This window comes from Klebsiella sp. GL120222-02 (assembly GCF_003097195.1).
GTDB classification, from domain to species: domain Bacteria; phylum Pseudomonadota; class Gammaproteobacteria; order Enterobacterales; family Enterobacteriaceae; genus Klebsiella; species Klebsiella variicola.
Map to the genome: position 1 here is coordinate 287,274 of NZ_QEQO01000003.1, position 19,145 is coordinate 306,418.

At 61.6% G+C, this 19,145-nt stretch carries 13 protein-coding genes; 1 reads left to right on the plus strand and 12 read right to left on the minus strand.

The genetic code is table 11. The annotated features are described in order from the left end of the window. Positions 1-22: 22 nt before the first annotated feature. The 12 genes from recD to rppH form a co-directional block, all read right to left on the minus strand. The gene (gene recD / locus N438_RS11345; RefSeq protein WP_082227638.1) at positions 23-1,867 is read right to left on the minus strand and encodes an exodeoxyribonuclease V subunit alpha; all 1,845 of its coding nucleotides are present in this window, start codon (positions 1,865-1,867) and stop codon (positions 23-25) included. Then, positions 1,864-5,400 (minus strand): exodeoxyribonuclease V subunit beta, encoded by a 3,537-nt coding sequence (recB, locus tag N438_RS11350; RefSeq protein ID WP_049008671.1) that lies wholly within the window; start codon positions 5,398-5,400, stop codon positions 1,864-1,866. Before recB ends, recD begins: the two co-directional genes overlap by 4 nt. Next, complete coding sequence (gene ptrA / locus N438_RS11355) at positions 5,397-8,282, minus strand: pitrilysin (protein WP_032733765.1); 2,886 nt, start codon at positions 8,280-8,282, stop codon at positions 5,397-5,399. Before ptrA ends, recB begins: the two co-directional genes overlap by 4 nt. Positions 8,283-8,402: 120 nt before the next feature. After that, the gene (recC, locus tag N438_RS11360; RefSeq protein ID WP_064142738.1) at positions 8,403-11,780 is read right to left on the minus strand and encodes an exodeoxyribonuclease V subunit gamma; all 3,378 of its coding nucleotides are present in this window, start codon (positions 11,778-11,780) and stop codon (positions 8,403-8,405) included. A 12-nt stretch (positions 11,781-11,792) separates the two neighbouring features. Beyond that, the gene (locus N438_RS11365; protein ID WP_116696301.1) at positions 11,793-12,116 is read right to left on the minus strand and encodes a prepilin-type N-terminal cleavage/methylation domain-containing protein; all 324 of its coding nucleotides are present in this window, start codon (positions 12,114-12,116) and stop codon (positions 11,793-11,795) included. Continuing rightward, complete coding sequence (locus tag N438_RS11370; RefSeq protein WP_032691242.1) at positions 12,101-12,508, minus strand: DUF2509 family protein; 408 nt, start codon at positions 12,506-12,508, stop codon at positions 12,101-12,103. The genes N438_RS11365 and N438_RS11370 overlap by 16 nt, the downstream gene beginning before the upstream one ends. After that, positions 12,505-13,062, minus strand: coding sequence for a prepilin peptidase-dependent protein (locus tag N438_RS11375; RefSeq protein WP_023298179.1), 558 nt, complete (start codon positions 13,060-13,062; stop codon positions 12,505-12,507). The genes N438_RS11370 and N438_RS11375 overlap by 4 nt, the downstream gene beginning before the upstream one ends. Then, complete coding sequence (locus N438_RS11380) at positions 13,059-13,610, minus strand: prepilin peptidase-dependent protein (RefSeq protein ID WP_016161770.1); 552 nt, start codon at positions 13,608-13,610, stop codon at positions 13,059-13,061. The genes N438_RS11375 and N438_RS11380 overlap by 4 nt, the downstream gene beginning before the upstream one ends. 187 nt (positions 13,611-13,797) lie before the next feature. Further along, positions 13,798-14,592: a thymidylate synthase gene (gene thyA, locus N438_RS11385; RefSeq protein ID WP_008806329.1), complete on the minus strand. Its 795-nt coding sequence runs from the start codon at positions 14,590-14,592 to the stop codon at positions 13,798-13,800. A 6-nt stretch (positions 14,593-14,598) separates the two neighbouring features. Next, positions 14,599-15,474: a prolipoprotein diacylglyceryl transferase gene (lgt, locus tag N438_RS11390; RefSeq protein WP_002915934.1), complete on the minus strand. Its 876-nt coding sequence runs from the start codon at positions 15,472-15,474 to the stop codon at positions 14,599-14,601. Positions 15,475-15,719: 245 nt separating this feature from the next. After that, positions 15,720-17,966 carry a phosphoenolpyruvate--protein phosphotransferase gene (gene ptsP / locus N438_RS11395; RefSeq protein ID WP_008806330.1) on the minus strand — a complete coding sequence of 749 codons (2,247 nt, stop codon included), beginning with the start codon at positions 17,964-17,966 and terminating at the stop codon, positions 15,720-15,722. Between the two features lie 12 nt (positions 17,967-17,978). Then, complete coding sequence (gene rppH / locus N438_RS11400) at positions 17,979-18,509, minus strand: RNA pyrophosphohydrolase (protein ID WP_004205443.1); 531 nt, start codon at positions 18,507-18,509, stop codon at positions 17,979-17,981. Between the two features lie 453 nt (positions 18,510-18,962). On the opposite strand from rppH, the gene N438_RS27970 reads away from it, so the two are divergent. Further along, positions 18,963-19,106: a hypothetical protein gene (locus N438_RS27970; RefSeq protein ID WP_165451949.1), complete on the plus strand. Its 144-nt coding sequence runs from the start codon at positions 18,963-18,965 to the stop codon at positions 19,104-19,106. The last annotated feature ends 39 nt before the right edge of the window (positions 19,107-19,145 follow it).

The window sequence follows — 19,145 nt, forward strand, 5'->3', positions numbered from 1 at the left end:
CCCATCGCCCGGATGCGGCCTCTCAGGGGGCTTCGCGCCCGGCGAAAATCTCCGCCAGGCCGCTGCGCCGCTCGGTGCGCGTCACAATGGCCTGGGAGAGCACCTGCTCGTCGGCATAGAGTGACAATCGCTGTTTCGCACGGGTGATCGCCGTGTAGACCAGTTCGCGGGTCACCAGCGGGACGCTGCGCGCCGGCAGGATCAGCGCCGCATGTTCGAACTCGGAGCCCTGCGATTTATGCACGGTCATCGCCCAGGCGGTATCATGCTCCGGCAGGCGACTCGGTTGCACCGACTTGATGGTGCCGTCGGGCATCAGGAACCACACCCGCAGCTCGCCGTTGCGCTCCAGCGCTATGCCGATATCGCCGTTAAACAGCCCCAGCGCGCTGTCGTTGCGCGATATCATGATCGGTCGGCCGTCATACCAGCGGGAGTGGCGCGGCAGGGCGATCGCCCGCTGGCGGTTGAGCCGCTGCTCCAGCCGCTCATTGACGCCGCTCACGCCGTACGGCCCTTCACGCAGCGCGCACAGCAGCTGGAATTCGCTGAAAGCGGCCAGCATGGCCTGCGGTTCGGCCCGCTCGCGGCGCAGCTGCAGGTAGCGTTCATAGCCCTGCTGGGCCGCGCCGAGCATGGCCTCGTACTCTTCAGTCGTGCTGAGGGGATGAAGCGCGATATCGTCAAACGGCTGGCGCAGCGTGGCCTTCACCTCCGCGCGCGCGCCAGCATTCACCGCCCGCGCCAGGCTCCCGATGCCGGAGTGACTGCCGAAGCGATAGCTCTTTTGCAGCAGGCACAAGCTGTCTCTCAGCGCGCCAGCGATAGCCCCCTCGCCCGCCGGCACCGGCGAACCGGTCAGCCGGGTCAGCTCCTGCGCCCGCGCGGCAGTGTAGCCCGAGCTCGCCCAGGCGCAGATATCCCCCAGCACCGCCCCCGCTTCCACGGAGGCCAGCTGGTCGCGATCGCCGAGGAAAATCACCCGCCCGTGGGCCGGCAGCGCGTCGATAAGCCGCGACATCATCGGCAGGTCAATCATCGAGGCTTCATCCACGACCAGCACATCCAGATGCAGCGGGTTGCCGGCGTGATAGCGCATGCGCTGGCTGCCGGGCTGGGCGCCCAGCAGACGATGCAGCGTGCTGGCCTCGGAGGGAATTAACGCTTTCTGCGCATCGGTCAGCGGCAGCTTTCTCAGCGCCGCGCCCAGCGATTCGGTCAGGCGCGCCGCCGCTTTCCCCGTCGGTGCCGCCAGGCGAATACGACAGCGTGGACTGTCGTCAATCTGGATCAGCGCCGCCAGAAGCTTCGCCACGGTGGTGGTTTTCCCGGTCCCGGGACCACCGGAGATCACCGAGATACGGCGGGTCAGCGCCACCGCCGCGGCCACTTTTTGCCAGTCGGTTTCGCCAGTGGCGGGAAACAGCGCATTTAGCGTTGACGCCAGCCGCGCCTCATCCATCTCCAGCACCCGGTTGGCTTCGTTAAAGAAGCGGGCGACGGTCAGCTCGTTGCGCCACATCCGGTTCAGATAGAGCCGGTCGCCGCACAAAATCATCGGCGCCGGAGCATCGCCGCAGCTCACCGCCGACGAAGCGAGCAGCAGCGCGGGCCAGTCCTCCGGCGCGCCGGCTTCGGCCAGCAGCCGATCGCGGATCTCCCCCGCTTTTCCGCTCAGCGCCTCGTCGCCGCTCAACCGCGACAGCGGCAGGCAAACGTGCCCCTCGCCAGCATCCCGGCTCAGCAAGGCCGCCGCCAGCATGACCGCCGGCGGGTCGTTTTGCGCCACCATCAGGGCAAACTGGACGTCCAGCGGCCGCAGCAGACGCTGCTCCACCGCCGCCAGCAGTAATTGTTCGAAAGTCATGAGGCCTCCTCCTGAGTTTCTCCGGCAAAAAGCTGATCCAGACCGTCAATCAGCGGTCTCACCGGCCGGGTGGTGAAGATCCCCTGCCCTCCCTCCTGCCCGTCCATGCCGCGCAGGAAAAGATAAATCACGCCGCCGAAGTGGCGGTCATAGTCATAATCGGCCAGCCGGTGGCGCAGATAGCGGTGCAGCGCCAGGCTGTACAACTGATACTGCAGATCGTAGCGGTGGGCACGCATCGCCTGCTCCATTGCCGGCCGGGTGTAGGCCTCGCGGTCTTCCCCCAGCCAGTTGGATTTGTAATCCAGCAGGTAATAACGGCCTTCGTGGCGGAAGACCAGATCGATAAAGCCCTTCAGCATGCCACGCACCTGGCGGAAATCCAGCGGTGGCGTGTCGGCGGAGAGGGGATCGTACTGGCGGATAAGCGCGTCAAGGCGCTCCGCCGTCAGCAGCTGAGCGATAGGCAGATAAAACGCCATCTCCACCTGTTTATCCCGCGCCGCAAGCTGATTGAGCGCAATATCCGCTCCCGGCAGGCGAGTCTTCAGCACGCCCCCCAGCCAGTCGGTCAGCACCGGCGCCCACTGCGCGTCAAACCCGCTCAGCTGCAGCTTCTCCGCCATCCACCCGTCCGGCACCGGCTGGGTGAAGTCCAGCTCCTCAAACAGGCTGTGCAGGAAGGTCCCCGGCGCGGCGCCGCGCGGAAACTGGTGCGGAGTCAGCTGCGGCTCTTCCACGACTTCGCCGACGCCGGCGGCATCGACATCCAGACGCGGCAGCAGATCCTGCCCGCCGCTGAAACCATGCTGTTGCAGTCCGGAGTAGCTGGTCACCCGCCAGTCGTCGGCGATGCGGCGCTGCAGCTCGCGCGCCGACAGCGGGGGGATGGTCGCCGCGGGCGCCTGCCACGGGGTCAGATCCAGCTCGCCCGGTCTCTGTAATGCAATATCGCCATGACAGAAGTCCGCCAGCCGCGCGGCCAGCCCGGCGGCGTCCATGGCTTCGCCCGCCTGCAACAGCCGCCCCAGCGCGCTGAGGTGGAAATCGCTGTTGCCGGATTTCCGGCTGCTTAGCGGCGCCACGCCGAGGCTGCAGTGCCAGACCGCACGGGTCAGGGCGACGTATAGCAGGCGCAGATCTTCCGCCAGCCGTTCCGCCTCCGCCAGCTCGAGACTGGCCTCATCCTGGCCCAGATCCAGTACCGCCGCGAACGTCTCGCGATCGTGGTAGAACGCCTGGTCCTGTTTACGAAACCGGGCGATAAACGGCAGCCAGACCAGGGGGTACTCCAGCCCTTTTGACTTGTGAATGGTGACAATTTGCACGAGGTGCTTATCGCTTTCGAGACGCATCTGCTGGCTGGCGGCGTTGCTGTCCGGCTCGGCGATATGCTGCGCCAGCCAGCGCACCAGGGCATGCTCGCTTTCCAGCTGGCTGGCCGCCTCCTGCAGCAGTTCGCTGATATGCAGAATGTCGGTTAAGCGCCGCTCGCCGCCGCGGGTCGCCAGCAGATTCTCGGCGATATGCCGGGCCGTCATCAACGCCCGCAGCATCGGCATCACTCCGCGCTGACGCCAGATCTGGCGGTATTCGCTGAACTCTTCCACCAGCGCGTCCCACGCCTGCTCATCCTGGTTCAGGTTTTCAATATCCAGCGCGGTCAGGCCAAACATCGAGGTCGCCAGCGCGCTGCGCAGGGTATTTTCCCGCTCCGGGGCCAGCACCGCCTGCAGCAGCCAGAGCAGCTCCTGGGCCTCCAGCGTCTCAAAAACGCTGTCGCGGTTGGAGAGGTAGACCGAGGGGATGCCCAGCGTCTGCAGCGCTTCACGCACCTGCGCCGCCTCCAGCCGGTTGCGCACCAGCACGGTAATATCCGAGGCCTGCACCGGGCGCGAGGTTTCCCCGCGCCACAGCAGCGCGCGCCCCTGCTGCCCGGCGCTCAGCCAGTCGCGGATCTGCGTGGCGCAGAGCTGCGCCATAAACGTTTGATAATCGCCAGACCCGACGGTGTCGCCGGGCATCAGCCAGACGTTCATCGCCGGTACGTCCGCCGCGTCAACGGTAAAGCGCAGCCCCTGATTCTTTGCCGCCGCCTTCACCGGCAGAAACGGGATCTCGCGGAACATGAAGGGGTTATCGCTGAGGCTGAACAGCCGGTTGACGCTGCCCACCATGCCCGGCGAGGAGCGCCAGTTGGTATCGAGGGTGTAGTGCGCGGCAACGTCGCCGCGCGCTTTCATATAGGTAAAGATATCGGCGCCGCGAAAGGCGTAGATGGCCTGCTTCGGATCGCCGATCAGCAGCAGCGCCGTCTCCGGCTGCTGGCGCCAGATGCGGCGAAAAATCCGGTACTGCTGGGGGTCGGTGTCCTGAAATTCGTCGATCATCGCCACCGGAAAACGCTGGCGAATGGCGCTGGCCAGCACCTCGCCGCTGTCGCCGCGCAGCGCCTCGTCAAGCCGGCTGAGCATATCGTCAAACCCCAGCTCGCCGCGGCGGCGCTTTTCGCGGGCGACCGCATCGCGGATCTCGACCATCGCTCTCGCCAGCACCAGATCGGTGAGCGTCAGCGAGGAGGCCAGCAGCGACTCCACGGCGCTAAACAGCGGGTGCACCGGCGGTTCGCCACCGGCTTTGGTGCGCTCGAGCAGAAACGACTGGGCAAATTTCTCCAGCGCGTCGGGCAGCTGGTAGCTTAACGTCTCTTCCTGCGCCCAGGCGTTCACTTTCTCAAGCCATTTGCCCTGGTTGCCACGATTGTATTTCCGCCGGTCGAGCCCGGAATTTTCCAGCACGCCTTCGATCTCGCCCACCTGCTCGCGCCACTGCTGCTTGAGCGAGTCAATGCGGGCGATGATCTGCTGATGGCGTTCGGCCAGCGTCTCGTCGGGGGCCGGCGGCGACTTAAGCTGCGGCGCTTCGCCCTGCAGCCAGCGGTCAAGAGACTTCAGCAGATCGCGCGGCCCTTTCCAGACGTCGTGGATCACCGCCGCGATATCGCGGGTCAGCGGATAGCAGTGGCGGCGCCAGAAGTCAGCGCAGGCCTGATAGCGCAGGCGGGATTCATCCTCGATCAGCTGCTGCTCGAACAGCATGCCCGACTCGAAGGCGTTAAGGCTCAGCATCCGTTGGCAAAAGCCGTGGATGGTGAATACCGCCGCCTCGTCCATCTGCCGTTCAGCCAGCAGCAGCGTCTTCGCGGCGTCGTCTTTATCAACGATCTCCGCCAGCAGCGCGCTGTAGAGCGGATTGTCGGATTCGCCGCGCAGGCAGGCGATGCGCAGTTCGTGGATGTTGCTGCGGATACGCCCGCGCAGCTCTTCGGTCGCCGCCTCGGTAAAGGTCACCACCAGCAGCTCTTCAACGCTGATAGCGCGGGAATAGGCGGACTCGCCGCCCAGCCCCAGCAGCAGCCGCAGATACAGCGCGGCGATGGTAAAGGTTTTTCCGGTGCCCGCAGAGGCTTCTATCAGGCGCTCGCCCCTCAGGGGCAAGCGCAGGGGATCCAAAGACTCAGCGGTGTCGGTCATTCATTCTCTCGCATCAGGGGTAAGGATTGCTGCAATGCGCTGACGTTTTCCCACACTTTGCCGCCTTTCGGCTGGGCATAGTCCGCTTTGCCATTCTGGCTACCGGAAATCTGGGACAATATCGTCATGCCCTGCGGATCCACCACCGTCTGATGGAAGAAGTCGGCAAGTTTTTGCGGCGTCAGCAGTTTAATCTGAGCCACTACTTTATCACGTGAATCAAAACGCATATTACCGCGATCGAAATCTTTGCTCAGTTTCGAGGCTTCATCGCCCAGCGTCTGCGGCGCCTGCAGCATCTGGCTTATCACCGCCTGCTGGAGCTGAGCAAACTCTTCCGGCTTCATCGCCCGCAGCTTCGCCTCCGCGGTGGGAAAGAAGGCCTGGAACCGCTGCCAGAGGAAGGCCGGCTGCTTATCGCTACTCTGCAGCAGGAAGCCCATGCCCCACTGGCGCCCCACGTTCATCGGGAAGGCAAAGACCGCATAGCCGAGCTGCTCTTCGGTACGCAGCTGGTTGTAGAACCACGGCTGAATAATCTGCCCCAGCAGGGTGCTGGCGGCGGTGCTGCTGAACTCATCCACGTTGGGCGGCGCGAACACCGCGGCCAGCGCGGAGTCGGTGCTGTTGCCCGCTTTGTTGAAGATCGCCAGCTGCTGCCGGTTCACCACCACGTCTTTATTACGGCACCATTCGTTGCCGTCGGCGCCCAGCTGCTGCTGGATCTGGCGGGCCAGCGTCGTGGCGGCATCGGAGGTCATATTGCCGATCACCATCAGTTCAGGACGCCCCTTGGTTTTCAGGTTGGCGCGGTAGTCGAGCACCTCTTTAAGGGTGATGGAGGGCAGCAGCGCCCGGCGCACTTCGCGCTGGAAGTACGGCACCTGGGAGACCATCTGGATCGGCATTATCGCCTGATCGTAGGCTTTGCCTTTCTCGGCGGAGTCCATCATCTGCGCATACCAGGATTTGGCCTGCTCCAGCTGCTCCTCGGTCGGCGTATAGCTGAAGTATCCCTGCAACAGATCGCTGAACAGTGCCGGAAGGTGCTGGGTATAGCCGTTGGCATTAACCATTAATCCGTTATTAGCGCCGGTGGAGAACGAAATGCCGCCGACCGCCGCCTGGTTACTGAGCTGATCGAGGGCGATGCCGGCGAGATAATCGTTGAGGGCAAACATCACCTGCCGGCGAGCGCTGTCCATCGCCTGGGGATTACGCAGCACCAGGGAGATATCCGCCTTCGGCTCGCTGGCAAAATACTGGCTCGGGGCATACACCACCCGCAGCGTCGGTTCATCAAGGATCAGCTGCGGATGCGGCCAGGCTTTATCGCTTTTGATGAGGGTGAAATCATCCGGAATATAGGGGTTGAGCACCGGCAGCTGCAGCTGGATGGCCTGCGATTTTTGCTGCCAGTCAGCGAACGTCTGCTCGCTAATCTTATCCACCTGATACGGCGCATCGACAAAATAGGCCGTCTTGTTATGCGGCTCCTGGGGGCTGATATACCAGATACGGGCGTTCTGTGGGGTCATCATCGCCAGCCGGTCTTTGATCGCCTGCGGGTCGTACTGGTCGGCAATATTCACCACGTCCAGCGCATGCTCGACCGGCACCCGGATCATGGTATCCGCCAGCCATTCCACGTAGTCCATGTCGCGGTTGATCGACGGATAGCGGAAATCCAGCGCCAGCACATGCGCCAGTTCGTCGAAGTACCGTTTGTCGATGCCCTGGGTACGCAGGAGGTCAAGGTAGCTGAAAATGGCCGCCGTCACTTCGTCGCGGTGCGCCAGGCCTTTATCGGTGAGGGTGGCAGAGATCGCCAGTACGCCGCTGTTGCCGTTTACCACCGGATCGGAATCGGCGCGGATACCTTCCGCCAGCCCCTGCTTTTGCAGCCAGTCGGAGAGCGTGCCCGGGCTGCGGTTGCCGATGAGATAGGTGACCAGCTCATCGGTCTTGCTGCGGAAGCGATCGCTGTTGTTGTCGATGCGAAACTCGACGCGCAGCACTTTGCGCGGCATCGCCGGCACATAGTGAATAATGATGCCTTTTTGCGCATCCGTTACCACCGGGACGGTAATTTCCGGCCTGCTGATCTGACGATTCGGCACGCGGCCAAAGGTGTCAGCAGCCATCCGCGCCAGCGCCGGCAACGGCTTGTTGCTGTAGATCACCGCTTTCATCAGGTTGGCGGAGTACCAGCTATCGCGGAAGGTGTGCAGCGCATCAAGTACCGGGCTGCCGGGCTTATCGCTGAGCGTCTCGAGGTTACCACCGGAGAAGTGGGCCGCCGGGTGGGCCGGGTTGATGGTCTCCGCGCTGACCTGGGCCATGCGCATCCCGTCTCGCGTCCGGGCCATCGTCAGCTCGGCGTTGACCGCGTTACGTTCGCGGTCGGCATATTTTTTATCCAGCAGCGGCGCGGCGATGGCGTCGGCCAGGCGGTCTACGGCCCCGTCCAGCGCATCATTTTCCACTTCGAGATAAAACGCGGTGCGGTAAGGCGCGGTGCTGGCGTTATGGCTGCCGCCGTGCAGTTTAAGAAACTCTGCAAGGCTGTCAGGCTGGGGATATTTTTGCGACCCCATCAGCGTCATATGTTCCAGAAAATGCGCCAGCCCCTGATGATCGGCCGGATCCTGCAGGGATCCCACCGGCACCACCAGCGCCGACAGCGATTTCACCGCCTGCGGATCGGAAACCAGCAGCACGACCATGTCGTTATCAAGGCGGATCGCCTGATACTGACGCGTATCTTTTTCGCTTTTGCGGATCGTCTCCTGAATCGGCTGCCATCCGGTGTCGGCCTGACTAAACGGCGCCCAGAGGGCGGCCAGCACAACAAAAACCTTGAACCATAAACTGCGGGGCATTCACGAACCTCATCATTAACAAACTTGCGCTGCACAGCGTGCAGCCTTTTATGTCCATCAGTCCGTGATACGTTGCGCATAATAAATGAACCGCCATTCACTGCGCAATTTTTATACTATTTAAATTTGTGTGGACTGATGGTAACGATATAGCGGTAACAGATAACGCTGCGTCTGAGCAATAATTTCTTCGTAATGCGCCGGCTCCAGCGAACGCCACAGGCGTTGATACCAGATATCGGCGCCCTCCCCGCTGACCACCATATTACCTTCGTAGGTCTGCAGGAATTTGCTCCGCGCTTTCTGCTGCGTCTCTTCGTCCATTAAGATGACATCCTTTTCGGCGTCGTAACAGGCTTTCAGCCAGGCGCCACCGCTTTCCGGCAGCAGCAGCAGCGGCTGCGACATCCCCAGCAAATAGCCATCCACCAGCGCATTAAGGTACGCCTGCGCCTCGGCGGGCGCCAGCGCCGGGAAGCGCCACTCTCCCTCTTTCCGCACAAACAGCCGGCTCTCGCCGGTGCCGCCGCTGGCACAGTAGACAAGGTGTTCCAGCCAAAGTTGCATCCCCTGGGAGACGCTCAGCAGCGAAGGCCGCCAGCGCAGCAGACCGTCCGGCTGCACCTGCTGCAGCCAGCCGGTCAGGTTCACGCCGCCGCACTGCAGATCGATCTCCATACTCTGCGCCTGCTGGCGCTCGGCCATCACCCGCTCGGCCAGAGCCTGCATCTCCAGGCGCTGCGTCTCCCAGACCAGCTCGCCAAAGGCGCCATACGGCAGCTCGCCGGCGGCGCGGAAGCGGCGGAACATGGCTGAGTCGTCCTGCTCCTCGATAAGCGTATTGAGCAGTTGCTGATTCAGTTGATAACGGCTCAGCCCTTCAAGAGTGAAGGGCTCGTCGTCTGGAATATCGTCCTCTTCGGCGCGGAAATTGACCCGCAAACGCTGCTGAAAGAACGCGCGAACCGGGTGCTGCCAGAAGCGTAAGAGCTGCTCGAACGGCAGGCTGTCAATCGGCGGCGCGGTGAGCGGCTGTATAAAATCGCTATGCGCCTCTCCCTGCTGGCCGGCGGCGGCCAGCCATTCACGAGCGTAGCTCTTGTTCTCGTCTTCCTGGAAATTAGCGACGTCGAACGGCATGCGCGTATGCAGATGGGTGATATGGGCTTTGACCCGGGCTTCGCTGGCGTCGCAGTCAAGCTCTTCGTCGCCAGCAAGACAGTGGCTCTGGCCGATATAATCCACCAGCTCCTGCACCAGCACCGAGGGAAAGCGCTCGCTGTTGTCCTGAATCGAACGGCCGATGTAGCTGATATACAGCGTCTGTTCGGCGGACATCAGCGCTTCGAGGAACAGATAGCGGTCATCATCACGCCGGCTGCGGTCGCCGCGCTGCGGCTTCTGGCTCATCAAATCAAAGCCCAGCGGCGGCAGCGTTCGCGGATAAACCCCGTCGTTCATCCCCAGCAGGCAAACCACCTTAAAGGGGATCGAACGCATCGGCATCAGGGTACAGATGTTGACCGGGCCGGCAAGAAAGCGCTGGCTGATCCGCTGCTGATCGAGGCGCTGGGCCAGCTCATCGCGCAGTAGCGTCAGCGGCACCTGGTCGCCATACTGCGCCTCCAGACCGCTATCAATAACCGCCAGCCACTGTTGCTCAATCAGCGCCAGCGCCGCTTCGGTCTCGCTGTCCGGCAGGAAAAAGTCATTCAGCAGATCGCGACAGACCGGCAGCCACTCCGCCAGCGGCCGCTGCTGGGCAAGGCCGCGTCGCCACAGATTAAGCTGCATCAGCAGCGACGCGAGGTTGCCCACCAGTTCGGCGATCAAACCGCTGGATTCGTCATACGGCAGCACCGACTGCCACTCTCCCTCGCGGCTGTCCATGGCGTAGCCCAACAGCATACGGGTGAGGCCGAACCGCCAGGTATGCTGCCCGGTCGCCGGCAGGTCCAGCTCGCGGACGTTGTCGTCATCCATTCCCCAGCGGACGCCGGATTCGTTCACCCACTGGCGCAGGTAGCGCAGCCCTTCTTCCGTGATATTAAAGCGCGCCGCCAGCACCGGCACGTCCAGCAGCGCCAGCACATCTTCGCTGGCGAAGCGGCTGTCCGGCAGCGAGAGCAGCGTGATAAACGCCTGCAGCACCGGGTGCGACTCGCGGGCGCGACGGTCGGAGATCGCCCACGGCAACCAGCGATCGCCGCTGGCCGCGCCAAACACCGCCTGAATATAGGGACTGTAGCTGTCGATATCCGCCACCATGACGATGATATCCCGCGGGGTGAGCGTCGGATCCGCCTCCAGCATCGCCAGTAGCCGATCGTGCAGAACCTCCACTTCGCGCTGCGGACTGTGGCAGACGTGAATGCTCAGACTGCGGTCATCCAGCGCCAGCGGACGTTTGTCGCGACTGTGGGCGAACGCCTCTGCGCTCTGCCCGGCCACCGCCGCGTTGCGCAGTTCGAGGATATCCGATTGCAGGTTATGCAACAGGTTATCGGGGGCAATATCGACAAAGGCGTCCAGCTCCTCATAGCGCTCCAGCCCCGCCAACAGGTAGATATAATCGCGCCCCAGTTTGCCCCAGGAGGCGAGCAACGGGTTGCCGACATCCTGTTCCCCAGCGTCATTAAACAACCCCGGCGCCTGCTCGGTGTCGCGAAACAGGGGTAGCGCGCGCGCCTCGCGGTGATGGCGCCGCTGGCGCGACAGCAGCTTCGCCAGGAACGCCGGATCCTTAATGTCTCCCCAGTAGTAGCGGCAGGGGTTGGTAAACAATACGTAGACATCGACATGCTTACCCAGCGCCTGCAGCGCCTGAAGATAGACCGGCGGCAGCGCGGAAATCCCGCAGATGAAGACGCGCGACGGCAGCCCGGCGGGCGGTTCGTCCGCTTTTTCCAGGGTACTGATAAAGCGCTGGTAGAGATTGGCGCGGTGCCACTGCGGTTGCCCCAGCTCGGCGGTATAGCTCACCAGCGCCTGCCACAGCGGCGCCTGCCACTGCTGGGCATCGCCGAGACCTTCCACCCGCTGGCCGGCCTCCCAGCGCATCAGCCACTCCGGGCGATAGACGAGGTACTGGTCATAGAGGTCCGCCACCCGGGCGGCGAGTTGAAACAGCTTGCGCTTGTCGCCGTCATCGCTCAGATACTGGCGCAGCAAGATAAAATCGTCTTCCTCCAGGTGCTGCGGCAGGAGGGTCATCAGCTTCCAGCTCATGCTCTGCTTGCTGAAGGCGCTTTCGCCAGGAATATCTTTCAGGACGCGCACAAACATGTCCCAGATAAAGCTCGCCGGCAGCGGGAACTCGATATTGGCGGCAATTCCGAAGCGCGAGGCCAGGGTCATCTGCAGCCACTGCGCCATACCGGTACTCTGCACCAGCACCATTTCGGCCTGAAAAGGGTCATCCAGCCGCTGGCGCTCGACGATAAATTCCATCAACGCCTCGAGAACATCCAGCCGGTTTGAGTGGTATACCCTTAACATAATTGCTCCTGACTACTGACTGACCGGGCAATGCAGCCGGGTCATCTGCACCCGCTTGGCAACGGGCATACTGATCGTTACCGTGATGCTGACACATCTTTGCGTCGATGTCTGCATACGGCTTACCTGCCCGCGTGCCGGCGAGGGCGGCGCGGAGAGCTTGCTATAGCGCCACGCGTCGCGCCACAGCTGACCGGTCTGGTTCAACTGGACAATTCCTTGCGCCATTCCGCGCTGATAGCCGCCCAGCGCGGTGACCGTCAGCACCATCAGCGCCATCGCCAGCACGGTCTCCGGCAGGCTAAACCCCCGCTGATGCTTCAGGGCATTTGACATAAGCTCGCCTCCCTGAGCGGGCAAAAATCGCTCCAGCCGTGGGCGGAAAAACGCACCTGCCCGCCGCGCACCTCGCCGGACTGCCAGACCTGCACCTCGCCGCTGGCGCTGCTGAGCAACAGTGAACCGTCGCCGAAGATACGCAGGCAGGCGCGCCAGCCCTGCGGCGTCTGCTCCCGGCAGGCCAGCGGCAGCTGCGCCGACCAGGCCTGTTGTTTTCCCCACTGCAGCGCCGAATGGGCTATCGCCGTATCGCGGATCGCCTGCGTTTCGCTGGCGGTTTGCGCCAGCAGCGCCCGCTGCTGCAGGTTAAGCCCCTCGAGTAACAGGCTGCCGAGGGTCAGCAACAGGAGCACCATCAGCAGCGACGACATTCCACGCTGACGGCTCACAGGTTATACCCCGTCACCCGCTGCTCAACCTCGCTCGTCAGGCCCCTCTGTTGCGCGGAGCGCGCCGCCAGCGTCACGCTCAGCTCCGGCGCGAAGCCCGAGGTGACCTGACGTTGTACCGAGAAGCGCGTCACCACGATGGCGGCCGGGTTGGTGATTTTCTCCCATCCGCCCCCGCGGCAGTCGCTGGCCCCGCGCAAGGTCTCCAGCGCGCCGTCGCGCAGGCGAAAGCCGGTGCTCTCCGCCGCTGCTGCGGGGGAGGTTTCCCATCTCCCGTTGCTGTTCGCATCCCAGCGCACAATCAGACACTCGCCATCAGCGGCTAGCTCCAGCCCGGCTCCGCCGCACGCTCCCCGGCAGTACCCGGCGCGCTGGAGATGTTTTCCCACGGCATGCACGCGCTGCCACAGCTCGTTCTCCAGGGCCAGCTGTTCGCCCTGGCGCAGAATATGACGCTGCAGGGCAGGCAGAAAACGGCAGGCCCCCATCAGCAGCAGCGAGCCGATGGCCATGGCGATAAGCGCCTCCGCCAGGGAAAATCCTCGACTGTTCACTGACACCCTCCTGCGCTGTCGCTGCGGCATAAACGAATCCGCCCCCAGTGTGAGATCACAATGCTCCAGCTGCCGGCCGCGCTCTGCAACCGCAGATTCCCCGCCCAGGCGGTGCTGCGCAGACCATAAAACCCCAGACCAGGCGTAACGCCAGCCAGCGTGATCCCCGGCCAGCGCGGGCGCAGCGTGAAGGATGTCCCCGAGGCGCATTCCGGCCCCTCCCCCTCCGCGCTCAGGCACCAGCCCACTTCGTCCTGGCCGACGCGAAGCACGCGGTCCCGGTTGTACGCGTTGGCGTCATCGCGCAGAAAGAGCAGAAAATCCCGCACCTGGACGGCGGTTTGCCACAGTTGTTGCTGCTGCTGCCAGCGCTGCCAGCCGTACAGGCCGCCGACGCTGAGGATCATCATCAGTGTCAGCGTTACCAGGGTTTCCATCAGGGTGTAGCCATGTTCTCTGTTCATGGCGTCGAGTATGCCGCGGCGGTTGACCCTGGCGCGACGACGGAAAATAGCTTTCCCGGCCAGATACGCAAAAAAGGTTTGCATACTCGACAGAGGAACATTTTTTTGCGAGCGTCTACCCAACTTCGCCCACCGCAACCGCCGGGGGGCAGTGGGCAGGCTGAAGCGACCTTATCCCTGTGGCTATGGAGATAGCCTCCATTCTGATGGTGCAAAAGGCATAAAAAAACCGGCGCCATCGGGCGCCGGTTGATCATCTCTGCAGGGGGGGTTAAATCGCCACCGGCGCTTTAATGCCCGGGTGCGGATCGTAACCTTCAATCTCGAAGTCTTCAAAACGGTAGTCGAAAATCGACGCCGGTTTGCGTTTGATGACCAGCTTCGGCAGCGGACGCGGTTCGCGGCTCAACTGCAGGTTGGTCTGCTCAAGATGGTTGCTGTACAGATGGGTGTCGCCGCCGGTCCAGACGAAATCACCGACCTGCAGATCGCACTGCTGCGCCACCATATGCACCAGCAGCGCGTAGCTGGCGATATTGAACGGCAGGCCGAGGAATACGTCGCAGGAGCGCTGATACAGCTGGCAGGAGAGCTTGCCGTCAGCGACGTAGAACTGGAAGAAGGCGTGGCACGGCGCCAGCGCCATTTTATCCAGCTCGCCGACGTTCCACGCCGAGACGATGATCCGGCGGGAGTCCGGGTCGTTTTTCAGTTGGTTCATCACCGTGGTGATCTGGTCGATATGACGACCGTCCGGCGCAGGCCAGGAACGCCACTGTTTGCCGTAGACCGGCCCCAGGTCGCCATTTTCATCTGCCCACTCGTCCCAGATGGTGACGTTGTTGTCGTGCAGATAGGCGATGTTGGTGTCGCCCTGCAGGAACCACAGCAGTTCATGGATGATGGAGCGTAAATGACAGCGCTTGGTGGTCACCAGCGGGAAGCCTTCCTGCAGGTTAAAACGCATCTGATGGCCGAAAATAGAGATCGTGCCAGTGCCGGTGCGGTCATTTTTTGGCGTGCCCTCGGTGAGCACTTTCTGCATCAAATCAAGATACTGTTTCATGGTTCCTCAAGAATTCTGTTGCTGCGGACGATGGCGGTAAGCCCAAACCATCATGATGATACCCGCAAGCACCATCGGGATCGAAAGAATCTGCCCCATGCTGATGTACTGCACCCAGCCGCCGGTGAACTGGGCGTCGGGCTGGCGGAAGAATTCCACGATGATGCGGAACAGGCCGTAGCCAATCAGGAACAGACCGGAAACGGAGCCGGTCGGGCGCGGTTTACGGATAAACAGGTTCAGGATCAGGAACAGCACCACGCCTTCCAGCGCCAGCTCGTACAGCTGCGACGCGTGACGCGGCAGCGCGCCGTAGGTATCGAACAGCGATTGCCATTCCGGATGCGTCGGCAGCAGCGCCAGGTCTTCGGCACGGGAGCCCGGGAAAATCATCGTGTAGTGGAAGCTAGGGTCCACGCGGCCCCACAGCTCACCGTTGATGAAGTTGCCCAGACGTCCGGCGCCAAGGCCAAACGGGATCAGCGGCGCGATAAAATCGGAGACCTGGAAGAAGGTGCGTTTGGTGCGTCTGGCGAAGATAATCATCACCAGGATCACGCCGATCAGGCCGCCGTGGAACGACATGCCGCCGTCCCAGACGCGGAACAGATACAGCGGATCGGCAAGAAATACCGGCAGGTTGTAAAACAGCACGTAGCCGATACGGCCGCCCAGGAAGACGCCGAGGAAGCCCGCGTAGAGCAGGTTTTCCACTTCATTTTTCGTCCAGCCGCTGCCCGGACGATTCGCCCGACGGGTGGCCAGCCACATCGCAAAGACAAAGCCCACCAGGTACATCAAACCGTACCAGTGGAGGGAGACCGGACCTAGAGAAAAAATGACCGGATCGAACTCCGGAAAATGCAGGTAGCCACTATTCATCTGTCACCATAAAGACTTGTTATTCCGCCGAAAGTGGACAGCGGTGATGATCTATGCCCGATAAAAACGGGCACGCCGAAGGAGGCGAATCATAGCATAAGCCTGGAGTGCGATCCGCGCCGAACGTGTAAAAGATATGTATACGGATGCTAACAGAATGCCGTTTTCCCGGCGGTACCCTATTTTGCCGGATGGTGCGAGCAGAGGATCCCCGGGTTACGGCTTACGCCTCACCCGGGCTACCGCTACCGCCCGCCGCGGATCAGGCCGCCGAGACCGCGACGCTCCATAAAGGCCGCCACCTGATGGCGCACCTCAGCGGTCATCTGGGCATCAAGGCTGCGACGCGACAGCTCCTGCGCCTCTTCGATATCAATGCGGCGCAGCAGATATTTCACCCTCGCCACCGAGCGGCCGTTCATCGACAGATGGCGATAACCGAGGCCGATAAGGATCGTCACGCACATCGGGTCGCCCGCCATCTCGCCGCACAGTCGCAGATCGATGCCAAAGCGCTCCGCGTCATGGGCGATCATCGCCAGCGCCCGCAATACCGCCGGATGCAGGCTGTCATACATGCTGGCGACCCGGGTATTGTTGCGGTCGACGGCCAGCAGGTACTGGGTCAGGTCGTTCGTCCCTACCGAGATAAAATCGATCCGACTGGCCAGCTGCGGCAGCATAAAGACCATCGACGGGACCTCCAGCATCACCCCCAGGCGCGGACGTGGGATGGCGTAGCCGATCATCTCTTCCACTTCCCGGCTGGCGCGGTCGATCAGCCGACGGGCCTCATCCACCTCCTCCAGACTGGTCACCATAGGCAGCAAAATGCTGAGGTTGCCGGTGGCGGCGTTGGCGCGCAGCATCGCCCGCACCTGGATCAAAAAGATCTCCGGCTGATCGAGGGTGATGCGGATCCCGCGCCAGCCGAGGCACGGGTTCTCTTCGCTGATCGGCATATACGGCAGCTGTTTATCCGCGCCGATGTCCAGGGTACGCAGGGTCACCGGTTTGCTGTTAAACATCTGCAGCATGCCCTGATACTGGGCGACCTGCTCCTCTTCAGAGGGGAAGCCGCTCTGCAGCATAAAGGGAATTTCGGTACGGTAGAGGCCAATGCCGTCAACAAAGCTGCCGAGCTTCTCTTCGTGCTCCGGGCTTAAGCCGGCGTTGAGCATGACTTTCACCCGCTCGCCGCTTTTCAGCTCCGACGCGCGCTGGAGATCGTCCTCCGCCAGGCGGCTGAGCTCGTTCTCTTCGCTAATAAGGCGCTGATATTCCTGCAACAGGACAGGTTCGGGATCCACCAGCAGCTCACCGCGATAGCCATCGACAATCAGCGTATGGCCATGCAGCAGAGAGGGCTGGATATCGGCGCCCATCACCGTCGGGATCCCGAGGGCGCGTACCATAATGGCGGCATGGGAGTTGGCGGCGCCATCGCGCACCACCACACCGACCAGACGATCCTGCGGCACTTCGGCGAGGGTGGTGGCCGACAGCTCGTCCGCCACGAGGATAATGCGCGCCGGCCAGGTGTTGGGCCCCTGAATGCTGTCGTCGAGATGGAACAGCAGACGCTGACCCAGGGTACGCAGATCGCCGGCCCGCTCTTTCAGATAACCGTCGCTGAGCGCGGCAAACTGTTCGGCGAACTTCTCAATGATCTTTTTGACCGCCCACTCGGCCACCGCGCCTTTGTCGACTTCGGCAAACAGCTCGCGACGCAGGCGGGCGTCGGAGAGGAGGTGCGAGTAGAGATCGAAGATTGCCGCCGTCTCTTTTTGCGCGCCGGCAGCATAGCGTTTGCTGTAGCGACGAAATTCGTTAGCCGCCTCTTCCAGCGCGCCGGTCAGGCGTTCGCGTTCCGAGGCGGTGTCCAGCGTCGAGGCTTCATACACCTGCTCCATCAGCGGCAGGCTGACGTCCATCCAGCCCTCGGCGATCGCCACCCCGGAAGAGGCCGGGAGGGCGCGAATGCGCGTCTGACGATACTGGCCGAACAGGGCGTTCAGCTGGGACTGGGAGAGGATCGCCGCCATCTGGGTGGCGAGGGTGACGAGGAAAGACTCTTCGCTTTCATCAAACTGACGCAGCTCGCGCTGCTGGACCACCAGCACGCCCAACAGCTGGCGGCGCTGAATGATCGGCACGCCAAGGAAGGCGCGGAAGCGGTCCTCTTTGACGGCAGGGATATATTTGAAGCTGGGGTGTTTTTGCGCATCGGCGAGGTTGATGGGCTCCGCCAGGCGGCCAACCAGACCCACCAGGCCTTCATCGAACGCCAGCGCAACGGTGCGCCCGCGAGGTTTTTTTAACCCGCGGGTGGCCATCAGGTAATAGCAGCGTCGGTCATTGTCAGCCAGGTAAACCGAGCAGACTTCCGTCTCCATCGCCTGGCAGACATCCGTCACCAGAATATCCAGCGCCTCGTTTAAACGCGGCGCACTCGCGACCTTCTCGACTATTTCTCGCAACCGAGTGAGCATAATGTGCGTGGCTTAACCTCTTTTACGTCGATAAGCAGGCGCGCTTTGCGGCTTAGGTGCACTCTCCGCCAGCGACATGGTCACGCTGGCGAACTCTTTCATCACCCGGCGGTAGACGTCGCGCTTGAACGACACCACCTGGCGAACCGGGTACCAGTAACTCACCCAGCGCCAACCATCAAATTCTGGTGTACTGCTGGTTTGCATATTGATGTCCGCATCGTTGCCGATCAACTGCAAAAGAAACCACTTTTGTTTCTGGCCGATACAAACCGGCTTTGTGTCCCAACGCACCAAACGTTTAGGCAACTTGTAACGCAGCCAGTTACGGGTTGAGGCAAGGATCCGCACATCTTTACGGCTTAACCCGACCTCTTCAAACAATTCCCGATACATCGCCTGCTCTGCGGATTCTCCTGGATTTATGCCCCCTTGCGGGAACTGCCACGAGTGCTGACCATAGCGCCGGGCCCACATGACCTGGCCCTGACGATTACAGATTACAATACCGACATTTGGGCGGTAGCCATCGTCATCAATCACCGGACTACCTCAAGATAAGCTTCAATGTGAATGATTGTTTCACACTCGCCGGAAACGGTAAACCACTCTGTTCGCCCACTGAGAACGGATAACATTTGAATAACTCACAGTAATGGCCAGAGTTATAAACAACGAATGCGGCTTAGGCCCTATTTTATTCACTTTTTCTGTGGATAGAGTTGTGAAGAAGTACGGAATTACCCCGGGAAAACCCGGAGTAATCTGAACATCGCACCGCTAACACCTTAAAATAATGATAGCATATTCATTAAGTTAGAATATATTCCTTTCACTTATTACAGCGTAACGTGACGATCATCACATATGCGATCCGCTGACTGATGAAAGATCGAGCAATGTCGATTTTATCCACAGATTACGCGCAGACCGCGGGCAGGTTTTCTCTAAAATTTCGATTTTCGTCGCACGTCAAGGCTGTAAATCGAACCAGTAGTGAGGCTTTTCCCCAGTTATCCCACTTTTCTGTGGATAACATGGTGTAAGATCCTGTTTATTGTCAGTGACCAGTTCTGGAAAACCTGTTTTCACGGTTTTCACCCGCGGCGCAATAAGTTTAAAAACTCATATAAATCATGACATTGGTATAGTTACTCAGAAAACGGTAAACTCTATCCA